This is a genomic window from Actinoalloteichus caeruleus, assembly GCF_049311605.1.
Taxonomy (GTDB): domain Bacteria; phylum Actinomycetota; class Actinomycetes; order Mycobacteriales; family Pseudonocardiaceae; genus Actinoalloteichus_B; species Actinoalloteichus_B caeruleus.
In genome coordinates this window covers 1,045,768-1,063,905 of sequence record NZ_CP186005.1, presented here as the reverse complement: position 1 = coordinate 1,063,905, position 18,138 = coordinate 1,045,768, and the positions used below count along the sequence as shown (strand labels likewise).

The window sequence follows — 18,138 nt, the reverse complement described above, 5'->3', positions numbered from 1 at the left end:
CCGGGGGCAGCGCCTCGGCGTCGCCCCGCACGGCGCACCGGTGGTCAGTCGCGCTGCGCCGCCCGCTCGGCGAACCGTGCCCGCAGCCGGCGGTCCACCTTCGGCGGCACCAGCGGGGAGACGTCCCCGCCGTAGGCGGCGACCTCCTTGACCAGCGAGCTGGCCAGGAAGCTGTAGAGGGGGTTCGTCGGCATGAACAGGGTGTCGACCCCGGAGAGCCGCTGGTTCATCTGAGCCATCTGGAGCTCGTAGTCGAAGTCGCTGACCGCGCGCAGTCCCTTCACGATGGCCTTGATGTCGTGCTCCTTGCAGTAGTCGACCAGCAGGCCGGGCCAGGAGTCGATCCTGACGTTCGGCCAGCGCGCGGTCTCCTCGCGGAGCATCTCCATCCGCTCCTCGACGCTGAACAGGCGGTGCTTGCTCGTGTTGTAGAGGACCGCGACATGGACCTCGTCGAACAGCCCGGCGGCCCGTTCCACGATGTCCAGGTGGCCGTTGGTCACCGGGTCGTACGAGCCTGGGCAGACGGCACGTCTCATGGGCCGGACGCTAGCAGCAGGAACCGGGGAAACCCCGGTTCCCGACCGCAGGGTGATCGGCATCACCTCCGCCGAGGACGGGCCGCCCGGGCCGCCGGGCGACGCGGGGGCGCCCCGACCCCCTCGGCGCCCTCAGCCGTCCCGTTCGGCCCAGTACAGCACCGTGTCGCCGTACTTCGCGGCGCGGAGGGCGCGGTGGTCGGCCGGCCACTCCGGTTCGGGCGAACGCGCCGCGCGCTCGATGACGAGCAGCCCCTCTGGGACCAGCCAGCCGCCGGCCGCGAGCGCGGCCAGGGTCGCGTTCAGGTCGCCGGGCGGGAGGTCGTAGGGCGGGTCGGCCAGGACCAGGTCGTAGCCCTCGGCAGGTGGACCGGCCAAGGCCGCCGGCACGGTGCCCAGCACCACCTCCGACCTCGCCCGCAACCCGAGGTCGGCGACGTTCCGCCGGAGCACGTCCGCCGCGCGCCGGTTGGCCTCCACGAAGGTCACGTGCTCGGCGCCCCGGGACAACGCCTCGAGCCCCAGCGCTCCACTGCCCGCGTAGAGGTCGAGGACCCGGGCTCCCTCCAGTTCCATCCGAGCGGCGAGCGCGCTGAAGAGCGCCTCCCGCACCCGTTCCGAGGTGGGTCGGGTCCCCCTGGGCGGAACCGCGATCCGCCTACCTCCGACTGTTCCGGCGACGATCCTGGTCACCGGCCCATCATCGCCGGCCGGGCTCGCCGCTCCCGGCCGGGGCCGGCCCGGGTGCGCCGGGTCCGGCCCCGCCGCCGGTCACGACAGCTCGATCAGCAGGTCGCCCCCTTCGACCTGCTGCACCCCGCCGATGGCGAGCCGACGGACCGTTCCGCCCTTCGGGGCGGTGATGCCAGCCTCCATCTTCATCGCCTCGATGGTCGCGACGGTCTGACCGGCCTCGACGGTGTCGCCCTCGACGACCGAGACCGTCACGACCCCGGAGAACGGCGCCGCGACGTGACCGGGGTTCCCCCGGTCCGCCTTCTCCGCGGCGGGCACGTCCGAGGCGATGGACCGGTCCCGGACCTGGATGGGCCGCAGCTGCCCGTTGAGGGTGGCCATCACGGTCCGCATGCCGCGCTCGTCGGCCTCGCCGATCGCCTCCAGGTGGATGAACAGCCGGACACCGCGTTCCAGGTCGACCGAGTACTCCTCGCCCGGGCGCAGGCCGTACAGGAAGTCCTTGGTCCGCAGGACGCTGGTGTCACCGAACGCCTCGCGGTGCTGGGCGAACTCCTTCACCGGCCCGGGGAACAGCAGCCGGTTCAACGTCGTCCTCGGGTCCGAGCCCAACCCGGCCCGGTCCTCCTCGGTGAGATCCACCACCGGGCGGGGCTCGGCGCGGCCCGCCAGCGCCTTGGTCCGGAAGGGCTCCGGCCACCCGCCGGGCGGATCGCCCAGCTCTCCGCGCAGGAACCCGACGACCGAGTCCGGGATGTCGAACCGCTGCGGGTCGGCCTCGAACTCGGCCGGGTCGACACCCGCCCCCACCAGGTGCAGGGCGAGGTCCCCGACGACCTTGGAGGAGGGGGTGACCTTGACCAGGTGGCCCAGGATCCGGTCGGCGGCCGCGTAGGTGGCCTCGATCTCCTCGAACCGGTCGCCGAGCCCGAGGGCGATGGCCTGTTGCCGCAGGTTCGACAGCTGCCCACCCGGGATCTCGTGCCGGTACACCCGCCCGGTCGGGGACGGGAGCCCCGACTCGAACGGCTGGTAGACGCGGCGCACTGCCTCCCAGTAGGGCTCGAGGTCGCAGACCGCCCGCAGGTCGAGGCCGGTCGACCGCTCGGTGTGGTCTGTCGCGGCGACGATGGCGGACAACGGGGGTTGGGAGGTCGTGCCAGCCATCGAGGCCGCGGCCCCGTCCACCGCGTCGACCCCGGCGTGGACGGCCGCCAGCAGGGTGGCGAGCTGCCCGCCCGGGGTGTCGTGGGTGTGCAGGTGCACCGGCAGGTCGAACTCGCGTCGCAGCGCCGAGACCAGGGTCGCCGCCGCCGGTGGGCGCAACAGCCCCGCCATGTCCTTGACCGCCAGGACGTGCGCCCCCGCCGCCACGATCTGCTCGGCGAGCCGGAGGTAGTAGTCCAGCGTGTAGAGGCGCTCACCCGGGTCCGAGAGGTCACCGGTGTAGCAGAGTGCGACCTCGGCCACGGCGGAACCGGTCTCCCGCACCGCGTCGATCGCCGGCCGCATCTGGCCCACGTCGTTGAGCGCGTCGAACACCCGGAAGATGTCGATGCCGGTGGCGGCGGCCTCCCGGACGAAGGCGTTGGTCACGTCCGTCGGGTACGGCGTGTACCCCACGGTGTTCCGTCCCCGCAGCAGCATCTGGAGGCAGACGTTGGGCACGGCCTCCCGCAGCGCGGCCAGCCGCTCCCAGGGGTCCTCGGAGAGGAACCGCAGGGCCACGTCGTAGGTGGCTCCGCCCCAGGCCTCCAGGGAGAGCAGCCGCGGGGTCATCCTGGCCACGTGGGGAGCGACGGCGACCAGGTCCCGGGTCCGGACCCGGGTGGCCAGCAGCGACTGGTGCGCGTCCCGGAAGGTCGTGTCGGTGACCGCGACCGCGTCGGAGGACCGCAGCCACCGGGCGAACCCGACCGGCCCCAACTCGGCCAGCCGCTGCCGGGAACCCGGCGGGGCCGGTTCGGAGAGGTCGGTCTCGGGCAGCTTGTGCGCGGGGTCCAACAGGGACGGCCGCTCCCCGTGCGGACGGTTCACGGTGACGTCGGCGAGGTAGGTCAACAGCCTGGTGCCCCGGTCCGCCGAGTGGCGGGCGGTCAGCAGGTGGGGGCGTTCCTCGATGAAGGAGGTGGTGACCCGGCCCGCCCGGAAGTCCGGGTCGTCGAGGACGGCCTGGAGGAACGGGATGTTGGTCGCGACGCCCCTGATCCGGAACTCGGCGACGGCCCGGCGGGCCCGGGAGACGGCCGTGGGGAAGTCGCGTCCCCGGCAGGAGAGCTTCACCAGCATCGAGTCGAAGTGGGCGCTGATGTTGGTGCCGGCGAAGGTCGTTCCCCCGTCGAGGCGGATGCCCGACCCACCGGGCGAACGGTAGGCGCTGATCAGGCCGGTGTCGGGGCGGAAACCGTTGGTCGGGTCCTCCGTCGTGATCCGGCACTGCAGGGCCGCGCCGCGCAGGCTGACCGTCTCCTGGCTGAGCCCCAGGTCCGCCAGGGTCTCGCCGGAGGCGATCCGGAGCTGGGACTGGACGAGGTCGACGTCGGTGACCTCCTCGGTCACGGTGTGCTCGACCTGGATCCTCGGGTTCATCTCGATGAACACGTGCTCGCCGCGTTCGTCGAGCAGGAACTCCACCGTGCCGGCGTTGACGTAGCCGATCTGCCTGGCGAAGGCGACCGCGTCGGCGCAGATGCGCTCCCGCAGCGCCGGGTCGAGGTTCGGGGCCGGCGCGATCTCGATGACCTTCTGGTGCCGTCGCTGCACCGAGCAGTCCCGCTCGAACAGGTGCATGACCTCACCGGTGGCGTCGGCGAGGATCTGGACCTCGATGTGCCTCGGGTTGACCACCGCCCGCTCCAGGAAGACGGTGGGATCACCGAAGGCGGACTCGGCCTCCCGCATGGCGGCCTCCAGCGCGTCGCGCAGCGCCTCCGGCCGTTCCACCCGGCGCATACCCCGCCCGCCACCGCCCGCCACCGCCTTGACGAACACCGGGAACGTCATGTCCTCCGCCGCGCGGAGGAGGTCCTCGGTGCGCGAGGAGGGCTCCGACGACGCGAGCACCGGCAGGCCGGCGGCGCGGGCCGCCGCGACCGCCCTCGCCTTGTTCCCCGTCAGCTCCAGCACCTGCTGGGTGGGGCCGACGAAGGTGATCCCCGCCTCGGCGCAGGCCCGCGCGAGTTCCGGGTTCTCCGAGAGGAACCCGTAGCCGGGGTAGACGGCGTCGGCGCCCGCCCGGCGCGCGGCCTGCACGATCTCCGGCACCGACAGGTAGGCGCGCACCGGATGGCCGGGCTCGCCGATCTCGTAGGCTTCGTCGGCTTTCAACCGGTGCAGGGAGTTGCGGTCCTCGTGCGGGAAGACGGCCACCGTCTTCGCTCCGAGCTCGTAGCCGGCTCGGAATGCCCGGATCGCGATCTCCCCGCGGTTGGCGACGAGGACCTTCCGAAACATGCGCGCTCCCTCCGATGGGCCAGTGTCGCGAGCAGGGACGTTACCCGCTTCGTCCTACTTTTCGGGAGTGCCGTTCCAGTGGCCAGACGCGGCCGGAGTGGTGCGCCCCCGGCCACCGGCGCGTCGGGGGAACCGGGTGGCGGCGGAGGCGCGTGGTCGGGGACCGTGCTGGTCCCACCTCCCGTGACGCCCTGGTCAGGGCCCCGGTCGGCGGGCGGCGTCCCGCCCGGTCTGGCGGGCTCGTCGCCCGGGGTGGTGGGGCGGTCGCCCACCCGAGGTCGGGATGCGGCGAGCTCAGGTCTTCTGGAGGTACTCGGCCCGTTCGTCGTCGACCATCGCCGCGACCAGCCGGGCCAGCCCGGGGTGGTGGGTGAGGTGCGGGTCCTCCCCCACCAGCCGTTCCGCCTCGCCCCGCGCCTCGGCGATGAGGTCCTCGTCCGAGATCAGGGACAGCAACCGCAGGGTCGAACGGCGGCCGGACTGGGAGACGCCGAGGATGTCGCCCTCCCGACGCAGTTCCAGGTCCAGGCGGGCGAGTTCGAACCCGTCGGTGGTGGAGGCGACCGCGTCCAGTCGCTGCATGGTCGAGGTGCCGGACGGTGCCTCGCTGACCAGCAGGCACAGTCCCGGCGCCGAGCCTCGGCCGACGCGGCCCCGCAGCTGGTGCAGCTGGCTGACGCCGAAGCGGTCGGCGTCGAGGATGACCATGACCGTGGCGTTCGGGACGTTGACGCCCACCTCCACGACCGTCGTCGCCACCAGCACGTCGAGCTCGCCGGCGGCGAAGGCCCGCATCGCGGTGTCCTTCTCCTCGGCGGGCAACCTGCCGTGCAGGACCCCGATCCGCAGGCCCAGCAACGGCCCCTCCGCGAGGCGGGGGGCGACGTCGAGCACGGCGACCGGTGGTCGCCGCGCGCCTCCGCCCTCGTCCGGCGGGGCGAGCTCGTCGAGGTCCTCCTCGGCGTCCCCGCCGCGTCTGCCGCCCTGTCCCGCCGTTCCCGCCGCTCCGTCCTCGCCGATGCGGGGGCAGACGACGTAGACCTGGTGGCCGGCGGCGACCTCCTCCCGCACCCGCTGCCACGCCCGGTCCAGCCAGGACGGTTTCTCCGCCACCGGCACGACCGAGGTGCTGATCGGGGAGCGCCCGCTGGGGAGTTCCCGCAACGCGGACACCTCCAGGTCGCCGTACACGGTCATCGCGACCGTCCGGGGGATCGGGGTGGCGGTCATCACCAGCAGGTGCGGGCTGGTCCCGCTGTCGTCCCTGCTGCGCAGCGCGTCACGCTGTTCCACCCCGAACCGGTGCTGCTCGTCGACCACCAGCAAGCCGAGGTCGGCGAACCGCACGCGGTCCTGGATGAGGGCGTGGGTCCCGACGACGATGCCGGCGGCGCCGGACACCGCGTCCAGGAGGGCCTGCCTGCGCTTCGCGGCGGGCAGGGAACCGGTGAGCAGGGTGAGCCGGGTGGCGTGCTCAGGGGCGCCCAGCTCGCCCTCGGACGCCAGGTCTCCGAGCAGTTCCGCCAGCGACCTGGCGTGTTGGGCGGCGAGCACCTCGGTCGGGGCCAGCAGCGCCGCCTGCCGACCGGCGTCCACCGCCTGGAGCATCGCCCGCAGGGCCACCACCGTCTTGCCCGACCCCACCTCGCCCTGGATCAGCCGGTTCATGGGGTGCCGGGCGGCGAGGTCCTGGGCGACCGCGCCACCCACCTCCCGCTGCCCCGCCGTCAGCGTGAACGGGAGCCGCTCGTCGAAGGCGGCCAGCAGGCCGTCGCCGACCGGGGGGCACGGCGGGGCGGGCCGCTCCTCGACGAGGTGCCGACGTCCCACCAGCGCGAGCTGGACGGCCAGGGCCTCGTCCCACTTGAGCCGCTTCCTGGCGACCGCCAGCTCCCGGTGGTCGGCGGGCCGGTGGATGCGCCGGATGGCCTCCTCGAAGCCCAGCAGGTGGTGCCGGCGGCGGAGGTCGGCGGGCAACGCGTCCTCGCTCCCCTCCCACACGTCCAGCACCTGGCGGACGCAGCGGGCGATGGACCAGGAGGGGAGCCCCTGGGCCGCCGGGTAGACGGGGATCAGCGCGGCGGCGAACTCCTCGGCCGCCGCCTGTTCGTCGCCGTCGGCTCCCCCGGCCTCGGGAACCCCGATCAGCTGGTACTCGGGGTTGGCGAGTTGGAGCGCCCCCCGATAGCTGGTGACCTTCCCCGCGAAGAGCCCGCGCCGGCCCGGGAGCAGCTCGCGTTCGCGCCAGGCCTGGTTGAAGAAGGTGCAGTTCAGGGTGCGTTGCCCGTCGGTGATCCTGACCTCGAGGATCGTCCCGCGCCGCGAGCGCATGGTGCGCCTGTTGACCCGGTCGACCTGGGCCAGGACGGTGGCGTGCTCGTCGGTCTCCAGCCCGGCGATGCGCGTCAGCTCGCCGCGCTCGGCGTACCGCCGAGGGAAGTGGTAGAGCAGGTCACCGACGGTGCCGATCCCCAGCGCCGTCTCCAGGGCCTTGGCGGTCTTGGCCCCGAGCAGGGGCTCCAGCGGGGCGTCCATCGAGGTCACTGTCCCACCTCCCGCCGACACCACCGTGACGAGGTGCCCGGTGGTCGCCGCCGCGTCCGACCAGCGCCGGCGACCGCGGCGGAACGCCGTCCCGGCGGCCGGCGGGCGCTGGGGGCCCGTGCTGCCCGGGGACGCCCGAAGGCGCCGGCACCGGAGGCCGAGCCGGTGGTGGTCGGGCGGGCCGGGGTCATTCGACACCCACCAGGAGGATCGCGTCCGGGACCCGCACGTCGTACCCGGTCAACTCCACCTCCGGGTGGTCCGCCCGCAGCCGCCCGGTGATCGAACCGAGCAGCGTGGGGGGCGCGTCCTGTCCGGTCAGGGCGGTCACGATCTCCGCTCCGTTGGTCAACATGCGGTCCAGCAGCCGGGCGGCGGCGGAGGGGACGTCGTCGGCGATGAGCACGACCTCGCCGTCCACCAATCCCAGCACGTCTCCCGGTTCGCAGCGACCGACCCAGGTCAGGGCGGCGCGCCTGGCCACCATGAGTTCTCCCCTCCTGGTCGCGGCGGCGGCCTCGGCCATGCTGACCGCGTCATCGGCGGGACGTCGACCGGGGTCGTGGACCGCGAGCGCCGCGAGGCCCTGCACCGGGGAGGCGGTGGGTACGACCACCACCTCCCGGCCCCGTTCCCAGGCCCGGCCGGCCGCCTGCTCCACGGTTGCCGTCAACCCCCGGCCGTTGGGCAGCAGCACGACGTGCCGGGCGCCCGCCTCGAGCAGCGCGTCATCCAGTGCGGCGTCCAGCTCGGGCCCCGCGCTGTTCCCCGGCACCACGACAGCCCCCTCCGCCCGGAAGAGCTCAGCCAGCCCCTCACCGGCCACGACCGCGACCACCGCCCTGCCCTCGGTGACGCCGGACGTCGACGTCGGCGCGCCGGCCCCGGCGGCCGCCGCCCCGGAGGCCGTCACCAGACGACGGACCCGCACCCGGTGTGGTCGACCCAGCTCGATGCCACGCTCGACGGCGGCCCCGACGTCCGCGCAGTGCACGTGCACCGCCCAGTGGCCCGCGCCGTCCCCGGCCACCGACACGCAGTCCCCGATCGCGGTGAGCGCCACGCGCAGCTCGGCCACGCGGTCCTCGTCGGAGTCCGCCAGCAGGTACATCACCTCGTGGTCGTAGTCATCCCCGAGCTCGTCCGCGTCGGGAGCGGCCCCTCGGGTCGTGGAGTCGCCGGAGCCGGTGCGCAGCGGAACGCGGGACAACGCGTCCCGCCTGGCGCCGTCCGCGCTCGGTGGCCGGTCCTCGACCAGCGCCAACAGGGCGTCGAGGATCACCAGGACACCGCAGCCACCGGCGTCCACCACTCCGGTGGCGGCGAGCGCGTCCTGCTGCCCGGGGGTCGCCAGCAGCGCCCGTTCCGCTCCCGCCACCGCCGCCGCGAGCACGTCGAGCAGGGTGTTCCCCGAGGAGGTCTCCACGGCCTCGACGCACCCGGCCAGCACGGTGAGCATCGTGCCAGGAGCGGGTTCGGTCACGGCTGTCCTCGCGACCCGCTCCACGCCGGCCAGGGCGTGCGCCATCCGAGGCGCGTCGACCAGGTCGAGGTCCCGAACCGCCTCGGCGAGCCCTCGCAGCATCTGGGACAGGATGACGCCGGAGTTGCCCCGCGCGCCGAGCAACGCGCCGGTGGCCAGGGCGGACGCCACCTCGCCGAGGGTGGCCCCGCCGGGCAGAGGGGCGACCCGCTCCGAGGCGGCGCGCATCGTGTTCAGCAGGTTGGTGCCGGTGTCGGCGTCCGGGACGGGGAACACGTTGATGCCGTCGATCCGCTCCCGGTGGAGCTCCAACGCGGCGACACAGTCCTCCGCCCACCTCCGGAGTAACAGCACGTCCAGGTTCCGCACCGAGGAGCTCCTCCGCTTCCACCGTCCCGGCCCGTCGCGGGGACCGGGAAACTGGGCTCGGTCTTACACCATCCTCGCCGGCTCCTCACCTCCGCGCCCCCGCCCGGCCGGCGGGCGTTTCCCCGGGGTGCCCCAGCTTCGGTGCTGGCCACCCGGCCCTGGTGCGGCGGGGTCCCGGTTTGGAGCCGCTCGCGGACAGCGGTTAACCTGTTGTGGTTGCCCGGCCCGGCCCGGGTTCTCATATCGCCTCCGGCGGCACGACCGCCGGGAGCGCGCGTACCCAACGTAAGGAGTGTCTGACGTGGCTGCCGTCTGCGACGTCTGTGGCAAGGGGCCGGGCTTCGGCAAGTCGGTCTCGCACTCGCACCGCCGTACCAACCGTCGGTGGAACCCGAACATCCAGACCGTGCACGCGAAGGTGGGCGTCTCCCAGCGCCAGCGCCTGAACGTGTGCACCGGCTGCCTGAAGGCAGGCAAGGTCGTTCGCGGCTGACAGGCCGAGTGCTCGACGGGAGCCCGGAACTCGGACGTGCCAACGTCGGAGTTCCGGGCTCCCGCGCGTCCGGGGGTGGGTGGGGGCCGGCGCGCTCCGCCTCCAGCGCCCGCCCAGGCCAGGCGGTCCCAGGTCCCCGGCTCCGGCCCTGCGCCGTCGTCGCTTCGCTGTTACACAGGTGGGCAGCGGTCCCGACCGGTCGGAGGGCAGGCCATGCGGTTCGAGAACAGGGTCGTGTTCGTCACGGGCGGGGCCTCGGGCCTCGGACTCGCCATCGCCAGCCGGTTCGGCGCGGAGGGCGCCCGGGTCGTCATCGCCGACATCGCGCTGGACGCGGCCAGGGAGGCCGCGCGGAGCGTGGGTGACGCGACCGCCGTCCGGGTGGACGTGTCCGACCCGGAGTCGGTGCGGCAGGGGTTCGAGCACGTACTCGCCGAGGAGTTGCGGGTGGACGTGGTCGTCAACAACGCCGGCATCGACGGGGAACAACGCATCACGCACGAACACCCGCTGGAGAACTGGCGCCGGGTGATGGCGATCAACGCGGACGGGGCGTTCCACACCCTGCGGTACGGGCTGGACGCCCTGCTGCGCTCCGGCGGTGGCTCGGTGGTGAACATGGCCTCGACCGCCGGGCTGACGGCGTTCCCGAACATCCCCGCGTACACGGTCGCCAAGGCCGGGTTGGTGGGCCTCACCAGGGCGACGGCGATCGAGTACGCGGACCGGCACATCCGGGTGAACGCGGTCGCGCCGACGATGGTGCTCACGGCCCTGGTGGAGAACTTCATCGAGAACGCGGAGGACCCGGCGGCGATGCGGGCCCAGCTGACGGGGATGAACCCGCTCCCGGGTGCGCCGGAGCCGGCCGACGTCGCGGCGGCGGTCGCGTTCCTCGCCTCGGAGGAGGCCCGGTTCATCACGGGCGTGACCCTGCCCGTCGACGGCGGTTACACCGCCCGCTGAGCGCCGGCAGCCGGCGAGGACCCCGGCCGGCGGGCCGCACCGCCGTCCCGCGCACCCGGTCTCGGACCGCGCCGGGAACGCCCGGTCAGGGCAGCTTCCAGTCCACCGGCTGCGCCCCCTGCTGCTCCAACAGCGCGTTGACCCGGCTGAAGGGACGGGATCCGAAGAAGCCGTAGTGGGCGGAGTTCGGGCTGGGGTGCGGCGACTCCACGCAGGGCACGTCGCCGAGCAGCGGCGCGAGGCTGCGGGCGTCGCGCCCCCACAGCACGGCGACCAGTGGGCCACCCCGCGCGGCCAGGGCGCGGATCGCCTGCTCGGTCACCTGCTCCCAGCCCTTGCCTCGGTGGGAACCGATCCGGCCCGCCTCCACGGTGAGCACCCGGTTCAACAGCAGGACGCCCTGCTGCGTCCACGGGGTCAGGTCTCCGTGGGACGGCTTGGGGTGGCCGAGGTCCGAGACGTACTCCTTGAAGATGTTGTTCAGGCTCGGGGGGAGGGGGCGGGTGTCCTCCGCGACCGAGAAGCTGAGGCCCACGGCGTGGCCGGGACGCGGGTAGGGGTCCTGGCCGACGATGAGCACCCGCACCTCGTCGAAGGGCTGCTGGAAGGCGCGCAGCACGTTCGGCCCCGGCGGGAAGTAGCCCCGTCCGGCGGCGACCTCCTCGCGCAGGAAGTTCCCCATTCGGGCGATCTGCTCGGCGACGGGTTCGAGAGCGGCGCTCCACCCGGCTTCGACAACCTCGTTCAACGGACGTCCAACCACGGCCGGGACTCTAGCGATCAGGGCCGACGGCTCCGCGCACCGCCCGGGTGCCCGCCGCCGGAGCGGGGGCGTCGGTCAGTCGAGGCGTCGAAGGCCCTTCCGGTAGCGGGCGGCGTTGCGGACGTACTTCTCCACGACGTGCCGCCACGCCCCGGGGGGAACCTCGCGCTCCGGGCAGATCTTGGCGGGCACGCCGAGCACCATCGCCCGAGGCGGCACGACCATGCCGAAGGGCAGGACGGCGCCCGCTCCCACCACGGCACCGGCTCCGACCTGGGAGCCGTTGAGCACCACCGCGCCGGAGGCCACGAGGGCACCCTCCTCGACCACGGCGCCCTCGATGTGGGCGTTGTGCCCGAGAACGCAGTCCTGCCCGACCAGCGCCGGGTGTTCCTCGGTGCAGTGCACCACCGTGCCGTCCTGCACGTTGCTGCGGTCTCCGATCTCGATCCGGCCGTAGTCGCCGCGCAGGACGGCGCCCGGCCACACGGAGGTCTGCGCGCCGAGCCGGACCTGTCCGATCACGGTCGCGTCGGGGTGGACGAAGGCGGTGGGGTGGATCTCGGGCACGGCGTCGTCCAGGGCGTACACGGTCATCCGGTCGTCCTCCTCGGACTGGCTTCTCGGTCGGCCCCGGGACCGACCCGACCGCTGCTGGCGGTCAGCCGACGGCGGGCAGACCGGCCACGTCGAGGAGGGACTTGGCGAAGCAGCGACTCAGCGGGTGTTCCCGGTAGGTGCCGAAGTTCGGGATGGGCTCGTACCCTTCCGAACGATAGAGGGCCATCGCCTCCGGCTGCTCGGTTCCGGTCTCCAGCACCATCCGGTGGCAGCCGGCGTCGCGTGCGGACACCTCCAGGTAGACCAACAACGACCTGGCGAGACCGCGCCCCCTGGCGTCGGGGAGGACGAACATCCGCTTCAGTTCCGCGTCGTCGGGCCCGACCCCGTCCTCCGCCTCGGCCACCCGCCGCCACCCACCGCAGGCGACCGGTCGGTCGTCGAGGTACCCGACGGCGAACAGCCCGTTGGGCGGGGCGAACTGCGCCGGTTCGACCGGCGTGACGTCCTCCTCCCCGTACCGGACCACGTACTCCCGTTGCACGGCGGCGGTCAGCGTCAGGGAGTCGGGGTGGTCGAAGGCCAGGAGACGAAGCTGCATGCGTGTCAGCCTACGTATTTCGACACGCCGTCCACCACGGGCGTTCGGTTGGGCGTGTCCAACCTCCGGCGCCGGTCGTGGTCAGCGCCAGTGCTCCCAGCCGACGGGCCGTTCGTAGGCCCGTCCGTTCACGGTCACCCCGCTGCCCTCCTTGACCGTGCCGACCACGCGCCACCCCGGGGGCAGCGCGGCCGCCGACGGGAAGGTCGCGGCCAGCGCGTGGTCCTCGCCGCCGGTCAGCACCCAGTGCAGGGGATCCGAGCCCAGGGCGGAGGCCACGTCGACGAGGCGCTGGTGCACCTCCATCCGCTCCGCCCAGACGTCGATGGCGACCGACGAGCTGACCGCGATGTGCCCGAGGTCGGCCAGGAGCCCGTCGGACACGTCGATCATCGCGGTCGCGCCGGCCAGGGCCGCCTCGGGGCCTGCCTGGTAGGGGGGCTGCGGGCACCGGTGCGCACCGACGACCGTTCCCGGCGAGCGGAAGCCTCGGCTGAGCACGGCCAGGCCGGCGGCCGACCAGCCGAGTCGCCCTCGGACGGCGACCACGTCACCGACCCGGGCGCCCGACCTCGTGACCGGCTCCCTGCCCTGCAGACTCCCTAAGGCGGTGACAGAGATCACAATGCTCCCGGCGGAGACGACGTCACCGCCGACGACACCCACGCCCGCCCTGGACGCCTCCTGCCACATGCCCTCGGTCATGCGGTCGGCGATCTCGGCGGTGAGCGTGGGCGGGCAGGCCAGCCCGACGAGCAGCCCGGTGGGAACGGCTCCCATCGCGGCCACGTCGGCGACGTTGACGGCGACCGCCTTGGCCCCGACCTGCTCGGGGCTGGACCAGTCCAGCCGGAAGTGCACCCCCTCGACCAGGACGTCCGTCGACGTCACCACCCGCCCGTCCGGCGCGGCGACCACGGCGGCGTCATCGCCGGGGCCGAGCAGGGTGGTGGACGGTTGCGGCCGACCGCCGGTGATGCGCTCGATGAACCCGAACTCTCCGAGCCCGGCGACCGTGTCCGGGTTCTGCGCCGGTTCCGGCTGCACGCGGACCTCCAAAGTCTCCAAGCCCCGACCGCGTCGGCGGCTGGGGTACCTTGCTGCTCACGTTCCTACCCCGAGCACACTGACGACACGAAGGGGCACGCCGTGGTCAAGGCATACATCCTCATCCAGACCGAGGTCGGCAAGGCAGCCGCGGTGGCTGAGCAGATCTCCGGTATCCCCGGTGTCACGACCGCCGAGGACGTGACCGGCCCCTACGACGTCGTCGTCCGGGCGGAGGCGCCGAACGTGGACGAGCTGGGGCAGCTCGTGGTGGCCAACATCCAGAACGTCCAGGGGATCACCCGCACGCTGACGTGCCCGGTGGTCCGCCTCTGACCCTCCCCCGCCGTGGTCGCGACCCACTCGGCGTGCTGTCATGGATCCCATGTCGGACAAGCCGTCGAGTGGGTTCCCCCGTGCGGTGGTGGTCGTGGCCATCGCGCTGCCCGTCGCGCTGGGTGTCGGCGCCGCCGGCATCGCGATGTCCTCGCCCCCCGTCGAGGAGGCCACCGACGAGTACGACGGACAGGGCCAGCGCCGGACGGGTCCGCTACCGCTCTCCAGCGTTCCCGCTCCCGACGCCGAGTCGGCCGAATGCGCGGCCCTGCTGGCCGAGCTCCCCGAGGAGACCGTCTCGGCCGGGCAGACCCTGACCGTCCGGGAGCTGATGGATCCCGCCCCGGCCGGCGCGATGGCCTGGGGCAACGCCGACCACGACCCGGTGGTCGTGCGGTGCGGGCTGGGGGCACCGGCCGATCTGGAACCGACCTCCGAGCTGGTGGAGGTCTCGGGTGTCCAGTGGCTGGAGATGCCGGGGGACGGGATGACGACCTGGGCGGCGGTGGACCGGCCGGTGGGGGTGGCCCTCACGGTGCCGGACGACACGGGAAGCGGTCCGATCCAGGACGTCTCCGAGGCCATCTCCGCCGTGCTGGAAGCGGTCGACGTCGAGGTGGGGTGACCCCGACCTCGGGTGCGGTCCCCCGGGCGGCGGAGCGCCACCGGTGGCGGGCGGCTTGTCCGGGAGGTCCTCGTCCACCGGCCAGCGCGGTTCGCCGGCTCGTCCCGCGCCGCCACGCGCCGTTCCAACTCCCCCGACCCGCCCGGTGCCAGCCGCACCGTGGTCAGACCCCGGCCAGCCGGGCGAGCACCGGCGCGACCGCCATCGCCGACCGACCGCCCGCCGGGTCGCCGTGCGCGGCGCTCCACAACGCACCCTCCACCGTCCTGGCCAGCGCCCACGCCGCCACCCGGGCGGGATCCAAGCCCAGGACGTCGGCGAGCAGTCGGAACCGGCTGGCCAACACCGACGGCCGGTCACGTGGGTCGTCGACCTGCTCGACCAACGGCCAGAGCTCGTAGGCCGGGTCGCCGAGCACTAGCCAGCGCCAAGCACCGGGCCCAGCGCCGAGCAGCCTCACTCGGGAGGGTGGGTTCGGCCGAGGGGATCGCCCCACCGGTCCCGGTGCCCCGGACACGGCGCACCGACCGTCGAGCACGTCCCGGTACCACGAGCCGCCAGGGACCGACGGCGGGCGCGCCCCTCGCCGGCTCGCCCCGACCGAGTGAGGACACGGTTCGGGAAGGGCGCGAGCGGGCACTTCTCATCACAGGACGGGGTGCCACGGTCATCTCGCCCCGGTGGTGTGAGGAGGCGGGTATGACGACGCGGCCGATGGTGGACGAGGCGGACGGGGACACCTGGGATCTGCGGCTCCGCCACGGACTTCGGTACGGCTGGGTCGTCGTCGAGGTCGTCGGCGAGCTCGACACGACCAATGCCGAGATGTTCTGGGGATTCCTCGCCGACTGCCTGCGGACCGGGGCGACCCGCATGGTGGTCGACCTGGGCAACGTCGACTTCGTGGGCCGGGCGGGCGTGTACGCCCTGGTGTCCACCTACCAACGGCTCCGGCGGCGCGGCGGGGAGCTGAACGTCATCTCCGACGACGCCAACACCCTGCGCCGCTTCCACCAGGCGGGGCTCGGCACCCTGATCACGGTGTTGCCGAGCGTGCCGTGGCCGTCCGACGCGCCCGCCGGCCCACCCTCACCGTAGGCCGGTCCCCCTGGCCAGGGCGGTGTCCACGAGGATGTTGGTGAGCGTGCCGATGTCGATGCCGGTGTGCTGCCACATCTTCGGGTACATCGAGATCGGCGTGAAACCGGGCATGGTGTTGAGCTCGTTGACGATCAGCTCGCCCTCGTCGCTGACGAAGAAGTCGACACGGGCCAGTCCCTGGCAGTCCAGGGCGGTGAACGCCGTCACCGCCTGGTCCCGAAGCCGTTCGACGACCGCGTCGTCGAGCTTGGCGGGGATGTCGAACTCGCACACGTCGTCGAGGTACTTCGCCTCGAAGTCGTACCAGTCGACACCCTCGGCCACCATCCGGATCTCGGCCGGCAGCGAGGCACGGACCTCCCCGTCGGGGAACTCCAGCACCCCGCACTCGACCTCACGGCCCCGGACCGCGGCCTCGATGATGACCTTCGGGTCGGTGCGCCGGGCCTCCGCGATGGCCTCGTCCAACGCGGACCAGTCGGTGACCCGCGAGATGCCCAGCGACGAACCGGCCCTGGCGGGCTTCACGAAGACGGGGAGACCGAGGTCCGCCCGCTGGTCCTCGGTCAGCGTCGCCTGGTCGCGGCGGAGCACGACGTACCGCCCGACCGACAGCCCGGCAGCCGCCAGCAGCTTCTTGGTGAACTCCTTGTCCATCGCGGCGGCGCTGGCGAAGACACCCGGTCCGACGTAGGGGACCCCGGCCATCTCCAGCAGCCCCTGGATGGTCCCGTCCTCGCCGTAGGCGCCGTGCAGCACGGGGAACACCACGTCCACCCCGGAGAGCAGCTCCCCCTCGCGCCCCGGGTCGAGTCGGACGAGGTCACCACCGGCTCCTCCAGGCAGGACCAGGGACGCGCTGGTCCCGTCCACCTCGGGCAGCGCCCGGTCCCGGATCGCCAGCTGCTCCGGATCGTCCCCACCCAGCACCCAGCCACCCTCGCGGGTGATGCCGACGGGGACGACCTCGAAGCGTTCCCGGTCCAGGTGCGCGAGCACGCTGCCCGCCGACACGCAGGAGATGGCGTGCTCGTTGCTCTGGCCGCCGAAGACGACCGCGACCCGGATCTTGCGCTGCGTCATGGCTCTGGACCCTACCGGCCGGTCGCTCCACCCACTCGGCGCAATCCGGTATTCCGCGTCACCACGCCCTGGCGACGAGGTGGGTCAGAACGGGGATGGCCGAGGCCAGTTCCCGGGGGGAGCAGGCCGCGTATCCGAGGGCGATTCCGTAGTGCCCGGCGGGGCCCTGGTGGTGCCGGCCGAGCCCGTCCAGGGCGAGGCCCGCGCGCCGCGCCGAACCGATCACCCGTTGTTCCTCGGCGGCCGAGGGCAGCGGGAGCACGAGGTGGGCACCCGCCTCGTCCCCGAGCACGGGAAGGCCGGCCGAGGTGAACGCCTCCACGAGAGCGCCGCGGCGGCGGGCGAACTCCCGCCGCGTGCGGCGCAGGTGCCGGCCCAGGTCTCCGTGCCTGGCGAGCTCGACCAGCACCCGTTGGCCCGCCGCGGCGGGGCCCACGCCCGACCGGTCGCGCGCGTCCAGCACCGCCCGGCGCACCGATCCGGGGGCCACCATCCACCCCACCCCCAGCGTCGGCGTGAGGATCTTGCTGGTGGTGCCGAGGTGGACGACGTGTTCCGGGGCGAGCGCGGCCAGCAGGGGCAGCGGCGCGACGTCGTAGCGCAGCTCGCCGTCGTAGTCGTCCTCGATGACCAGGAAACCGTCGTGCCGCGCCCGTTCGACCAGGGCGACCCGGCGCGCCGCCGGGAGCCGCCCCCGAGCGGGTACTGGTGTGCCGGCGAGCAGTACACGGCCCGCACGCCGGCGGGGACGCGGTCGACGAGCAGGCCGTCCCCGTCGACCGGCGCGGGCACGACGCGCAGACCCGCCGCGAGGAGCGCGCTGACCGCCCGCTGGTACCCGGGCTCCTCGACGGCGACGACGTCCCCGGGCCGCAGGACGGCGCGGACGGTCTCGACCAGGCCGGCGGTCGTTCCCGCGGTCGCGATCACCGGGCTGTCGACCTCGTGAGCCCTCGGGACCGCCAGGCCCCGGTGCCGCAGCAGGTGTTCGGCGACGGCGGCCCGGTACTCGGGCAGCCCGGCCCGCCGGGGCCGGGTCATCGGCGGGACCTCCGCCGCCGCGCGCCAGGCCCGCCGCCACGCGGCCCGGTCGATGCCCTCCGACCACGGGGCTCCCGGGGTGAGGTCGACCAGCTCCCCCACTTCCGGCTCGGCGGCGTCCACGGTGGTCTCCTGGGCCGCGCCGCTCGGGGGGCTGGTGGTGACGTAGGTGCCCGAACCGTGCCGCCCGGTCAGCCAGCCCTCGGCGTGCAACTGTTCGTAGGCGGCCGTGGTCACCGTCCGGCTCACCCCGAGGTGGGCGGCCAGCCTCCTGGTCGCCGGCAACCGGTCCCCGGCCCGCAACAGGCCGTCCACCGCGGCCGCCCGGAGCGCGTCGGCCAGCTGCACCGCCAGCGGCGTTCCCGCCCCTCGGTCGAGGCTCACCGGGATCTCGGTCGCGGGTTCACCACGCGTCATCGACGAAGTGGCCTTTCCAA

General features: G+C 73.6%; 16 protein-coding genes and 1 pseudogene. 5 read left to right on the top strand and 12 right to left on the bottom strand.

Annotated elements, in window-relative coordinates:
* Nucleotides 1–44 precede the first annotated feature (44 nt).
* The 5 genes from coaD to ACOJVX_RS04760 all read right to left on the bottom strand — a co-directional run bounded on the left by coaD (nt 45) and on the right by ACOJVX_RS04760 (nt 9,084).
* Nucleotides 45–539, bottom strand: a complete 495-nt coding sequence (gene coaD / locus ACOJVX_RS04780) for a pantetheine-phosphate adenylyltransferase (RefSeq protein WP_026417114.1) — start codon at nt 537–539, stop codon at nt 45–47.
* 132 nt (nt 540–671) lie between these two features.
* Nucleotides 672–1,232: a 16S rRNA (guanine(966)-N(2))-methyltransferase RsmD gene (gene rsmD, locus ACOJVX_RS04775; RefSeq protein ID WP_030103989.1), complete on the bottom strand. Its 561-nt coding sequence runs from the start codon at nt 1,230–1,232 to the stop codon at nt 672–674.
* Between the two features lie 78 nt (nt 1,233–1,310).
* On the bottom strand, nt 1,311–4,688 hold the full coding sequence (locus ACOJVX_RS04770; RefSeq protein WP_422647284.1) for a pyruvate carboxylase: 3,378 nt from the start codon (nt 4,686–4,688) through the stop codon (nt 1,311–1,313).
* Nucleotides 4,689–4,982: 294 nt separating this feature from the next.
* Nucleotides 4,983–7,232, bottom strand: coding sequence for an ATP-dependent DNA helicase RecG (gene recG, locus ACOJVX_RS04765; protein WP_026417117.1), 2,250 nt, complete (start codon nt 7,230–7,232; stop codon nt 4,983–4,985).
* A 187-nt stretch (nt 7,233–7,419) separates the two neighbouring features.
* Nucleotides 7,420–9,084, bottom strand: a complete 1,665-nt coding sequence (locus tag ACOJVX_RS04760; protein WP_026417118.1) for a DAK2 domain-containing protein — start codon at nt 9,082–9,084, stop codon at nt 7,420–7,422.
* A 301-nt stretch (nt 9,085–9,385) separates the two neighbouring features.
* Between ACOJVX_RS04760 and rpmB the strand changes: the two genes are divergently transcribed.
* Both rpmB and ACOJVX_RS04750 read left to right on the top strand, forming a co-directional pair.
* Nucleotides 9,386–9,577 carry a 50S ribosomal protein L28 gene (rpmB, locus tag ACOJVX_RS04755; protein ID WP_016698642.1) on the top strand — a complete coding sequence of 64 codons (192 nt, stop codon included), beginning with the start codon at nt 9,386–9,388 and terminating at the stop codon, nt 9,575–9,577.
* 213 nt (nt 9,578–9,790) lie between these two features.
* Nucleotides 9,791–10,543 carry an SDR family NAD(P)-dependent oxidoreductase gene (locus ACOJVX_RS04750; protein ID WP_026417119.1) on the top strand — a complete coding sequence of 251 codons (753 nt, stop codon included), beginning with the start codon at nt 9,791–9,793 and terminating at the stop codon, nt 10,541–10,543.
* An 85-nt stretch (nt 10,544–10,628) separates the two neighbouring features.
* Here the strand turns inward: ACOJVX_RS04750 and ACOJVX_RS04745 are convergent, their stop codons facing one another.
* The 4 genes from ACOJVX_RS04745 to ACOJVX_RS04730 all read right to left on the bottom strand — a co-directional run bounded on the left by ACOJVX_RS04745 (nt 10,629) and on the right by ACOJVX_RS04730 (nt 13,515).
* Entirely contained in the window at nt 10,629–11,306 is a 678-nt protein-coding gene (locus ACOJVX_RS04745) for a uracil-DNA glycosylase (RefSeq protein WP_081715181.1), read from the bottom strand.
* A gap of 75 nt (nt 11,307–11,381) precedes the next feature.
* On the bottom strand, nt 11,382–11,903 hold the full coding sequence (locus ACOJVX_RS04740) for a gamma carbonic anhydrase family protein (RefSeq protein ID WP_103055672.1): 522 nt from the start codon (nt 11,901–11,903) through the stop codon (nt 11,382–11,384).
* Nucleotides 11,904–11,967: 64 nt separating this feature from the next.
* Entirely contained in the window at nt 11,968–12,468 is a 501-nt protein-coding gene (locus ACOJVX_RS04735) for a GNAT family N-acetyltransferase (RefSeq protein WP_026417123.1), read from the bottom strand.
* An 81-nt stretch (nt 12,469–12,549) separates the two neighbouring features.
* On the bottom strand, nt 12,550–13,515 hold the full coding sequence (locus ACOJVX_RS04730; RefSeq protein WP_026417124.1) for a thiamine-phosphate kinase: 966 nt from the start codon (nt 13,513–13,515) through the stop codon (nt 12,550–12,552).
* Nucleotides 13,516–13,617: 102 nt separating this feature from the next.
* On the opposite strand from ACOJVX_RS04730, the gene ACOJVX_RS04725 reads away from it, so the two are divergent.
* Both ACOJVX_RS04725 and ACOJVX_RS04720 read left to right on the top strand, forming a co-directional pair.
* Nucleotides 13,618–13,851 carry an Lrp/AsnC family transcriptional regulator gene (locus ACOJVX_RS04725; protein ID WP_026417125.1) on the top strand — a complete coding sequence of 78 codons (234 nt, stop codon included), beginning with the start codon at nt 13,618–13,620 and terminating at the stop codon, nt 13,849–13,851.
* Nucleotides 13,852–13,900: 49 nt separating this feature from the next.
* A complete protein-coding gene (locus ACOJVX_RS04720; RefSeq protein WP_030103999.1) occupies nt 13,901–14,476 on the top strand; it encodes a DUF3515 domain-containing protein in 576 nt (191 codons plus the stop codon).
* 163 nt (nt 14,477–14,639) lie between these two features.
* On the opposite strand, the gene ACOJVX_RS04715 is transcribed toward ACOJVX_RS04720, so the two are convergent.
* Nucleotides 14,640–14,894, bottom strand: a complete 255-nt coding sequence (locus ACOJVX_RS04715; RefSeq protein ID WP_418155868.1) for a hypothetical protein — start codon at nt 14,892–14,894, stop codon at nt 14,640–14,642.
* A gap of 281 nt (nt 14,895–15,175) precedes the next feature.
* Here ACOJVX_RS04715 and ACOJVX_RS04710 point away from each other — a divergent pair, with 281 nt between their 5' ends.
* The gene (locus ACOJVX_RS04710) at nt 15,176–15,574 is read left to right on the top strand and encodes an STAS domain-containing protein (RefSeq protein ID WP_026417128.1); all 399 of its coding nucleotides are present in this window, start codon (nt 15,176–15,178) and stop codon (nt 15,572–15,574) included.
* On the opposite strand, the gene ACOJVX_RS04705 is transcribed toward ACOJVX_RS04710, so the two are convergent.
* Together ACOJVX_RS04705 and ACOJVX_RS04700 are read right to left on the bottom strand one after the other, a co-directional pair.
* Nucleotides 15,566–16,660, bottom strand: coding sequence for a D-alanine--D-alanine ligase family protein (locus ACOJVX_RS04705; protein ID WP_030104001.1), 1,095 nt, complete (start codon nt 16,658–16,660; stop codon nt 15,566–15,568). The genes ACOJVX_RS04710 and ACOJVX_RS04705 overlap by 9 nt on opposite strands.
* A 58-nt stretch (nt 16,661–16,718) precedes the next feature.
* Nucleotides 16,719–18,118 (bottom strand): annotated as a pseudogene (locus ACOJVX_RS04700) (PLP-dependent aminotransferase family protein).
* Between the last annotated feature and the right edge of the window lie 20 nt (nt 18,119–18,138).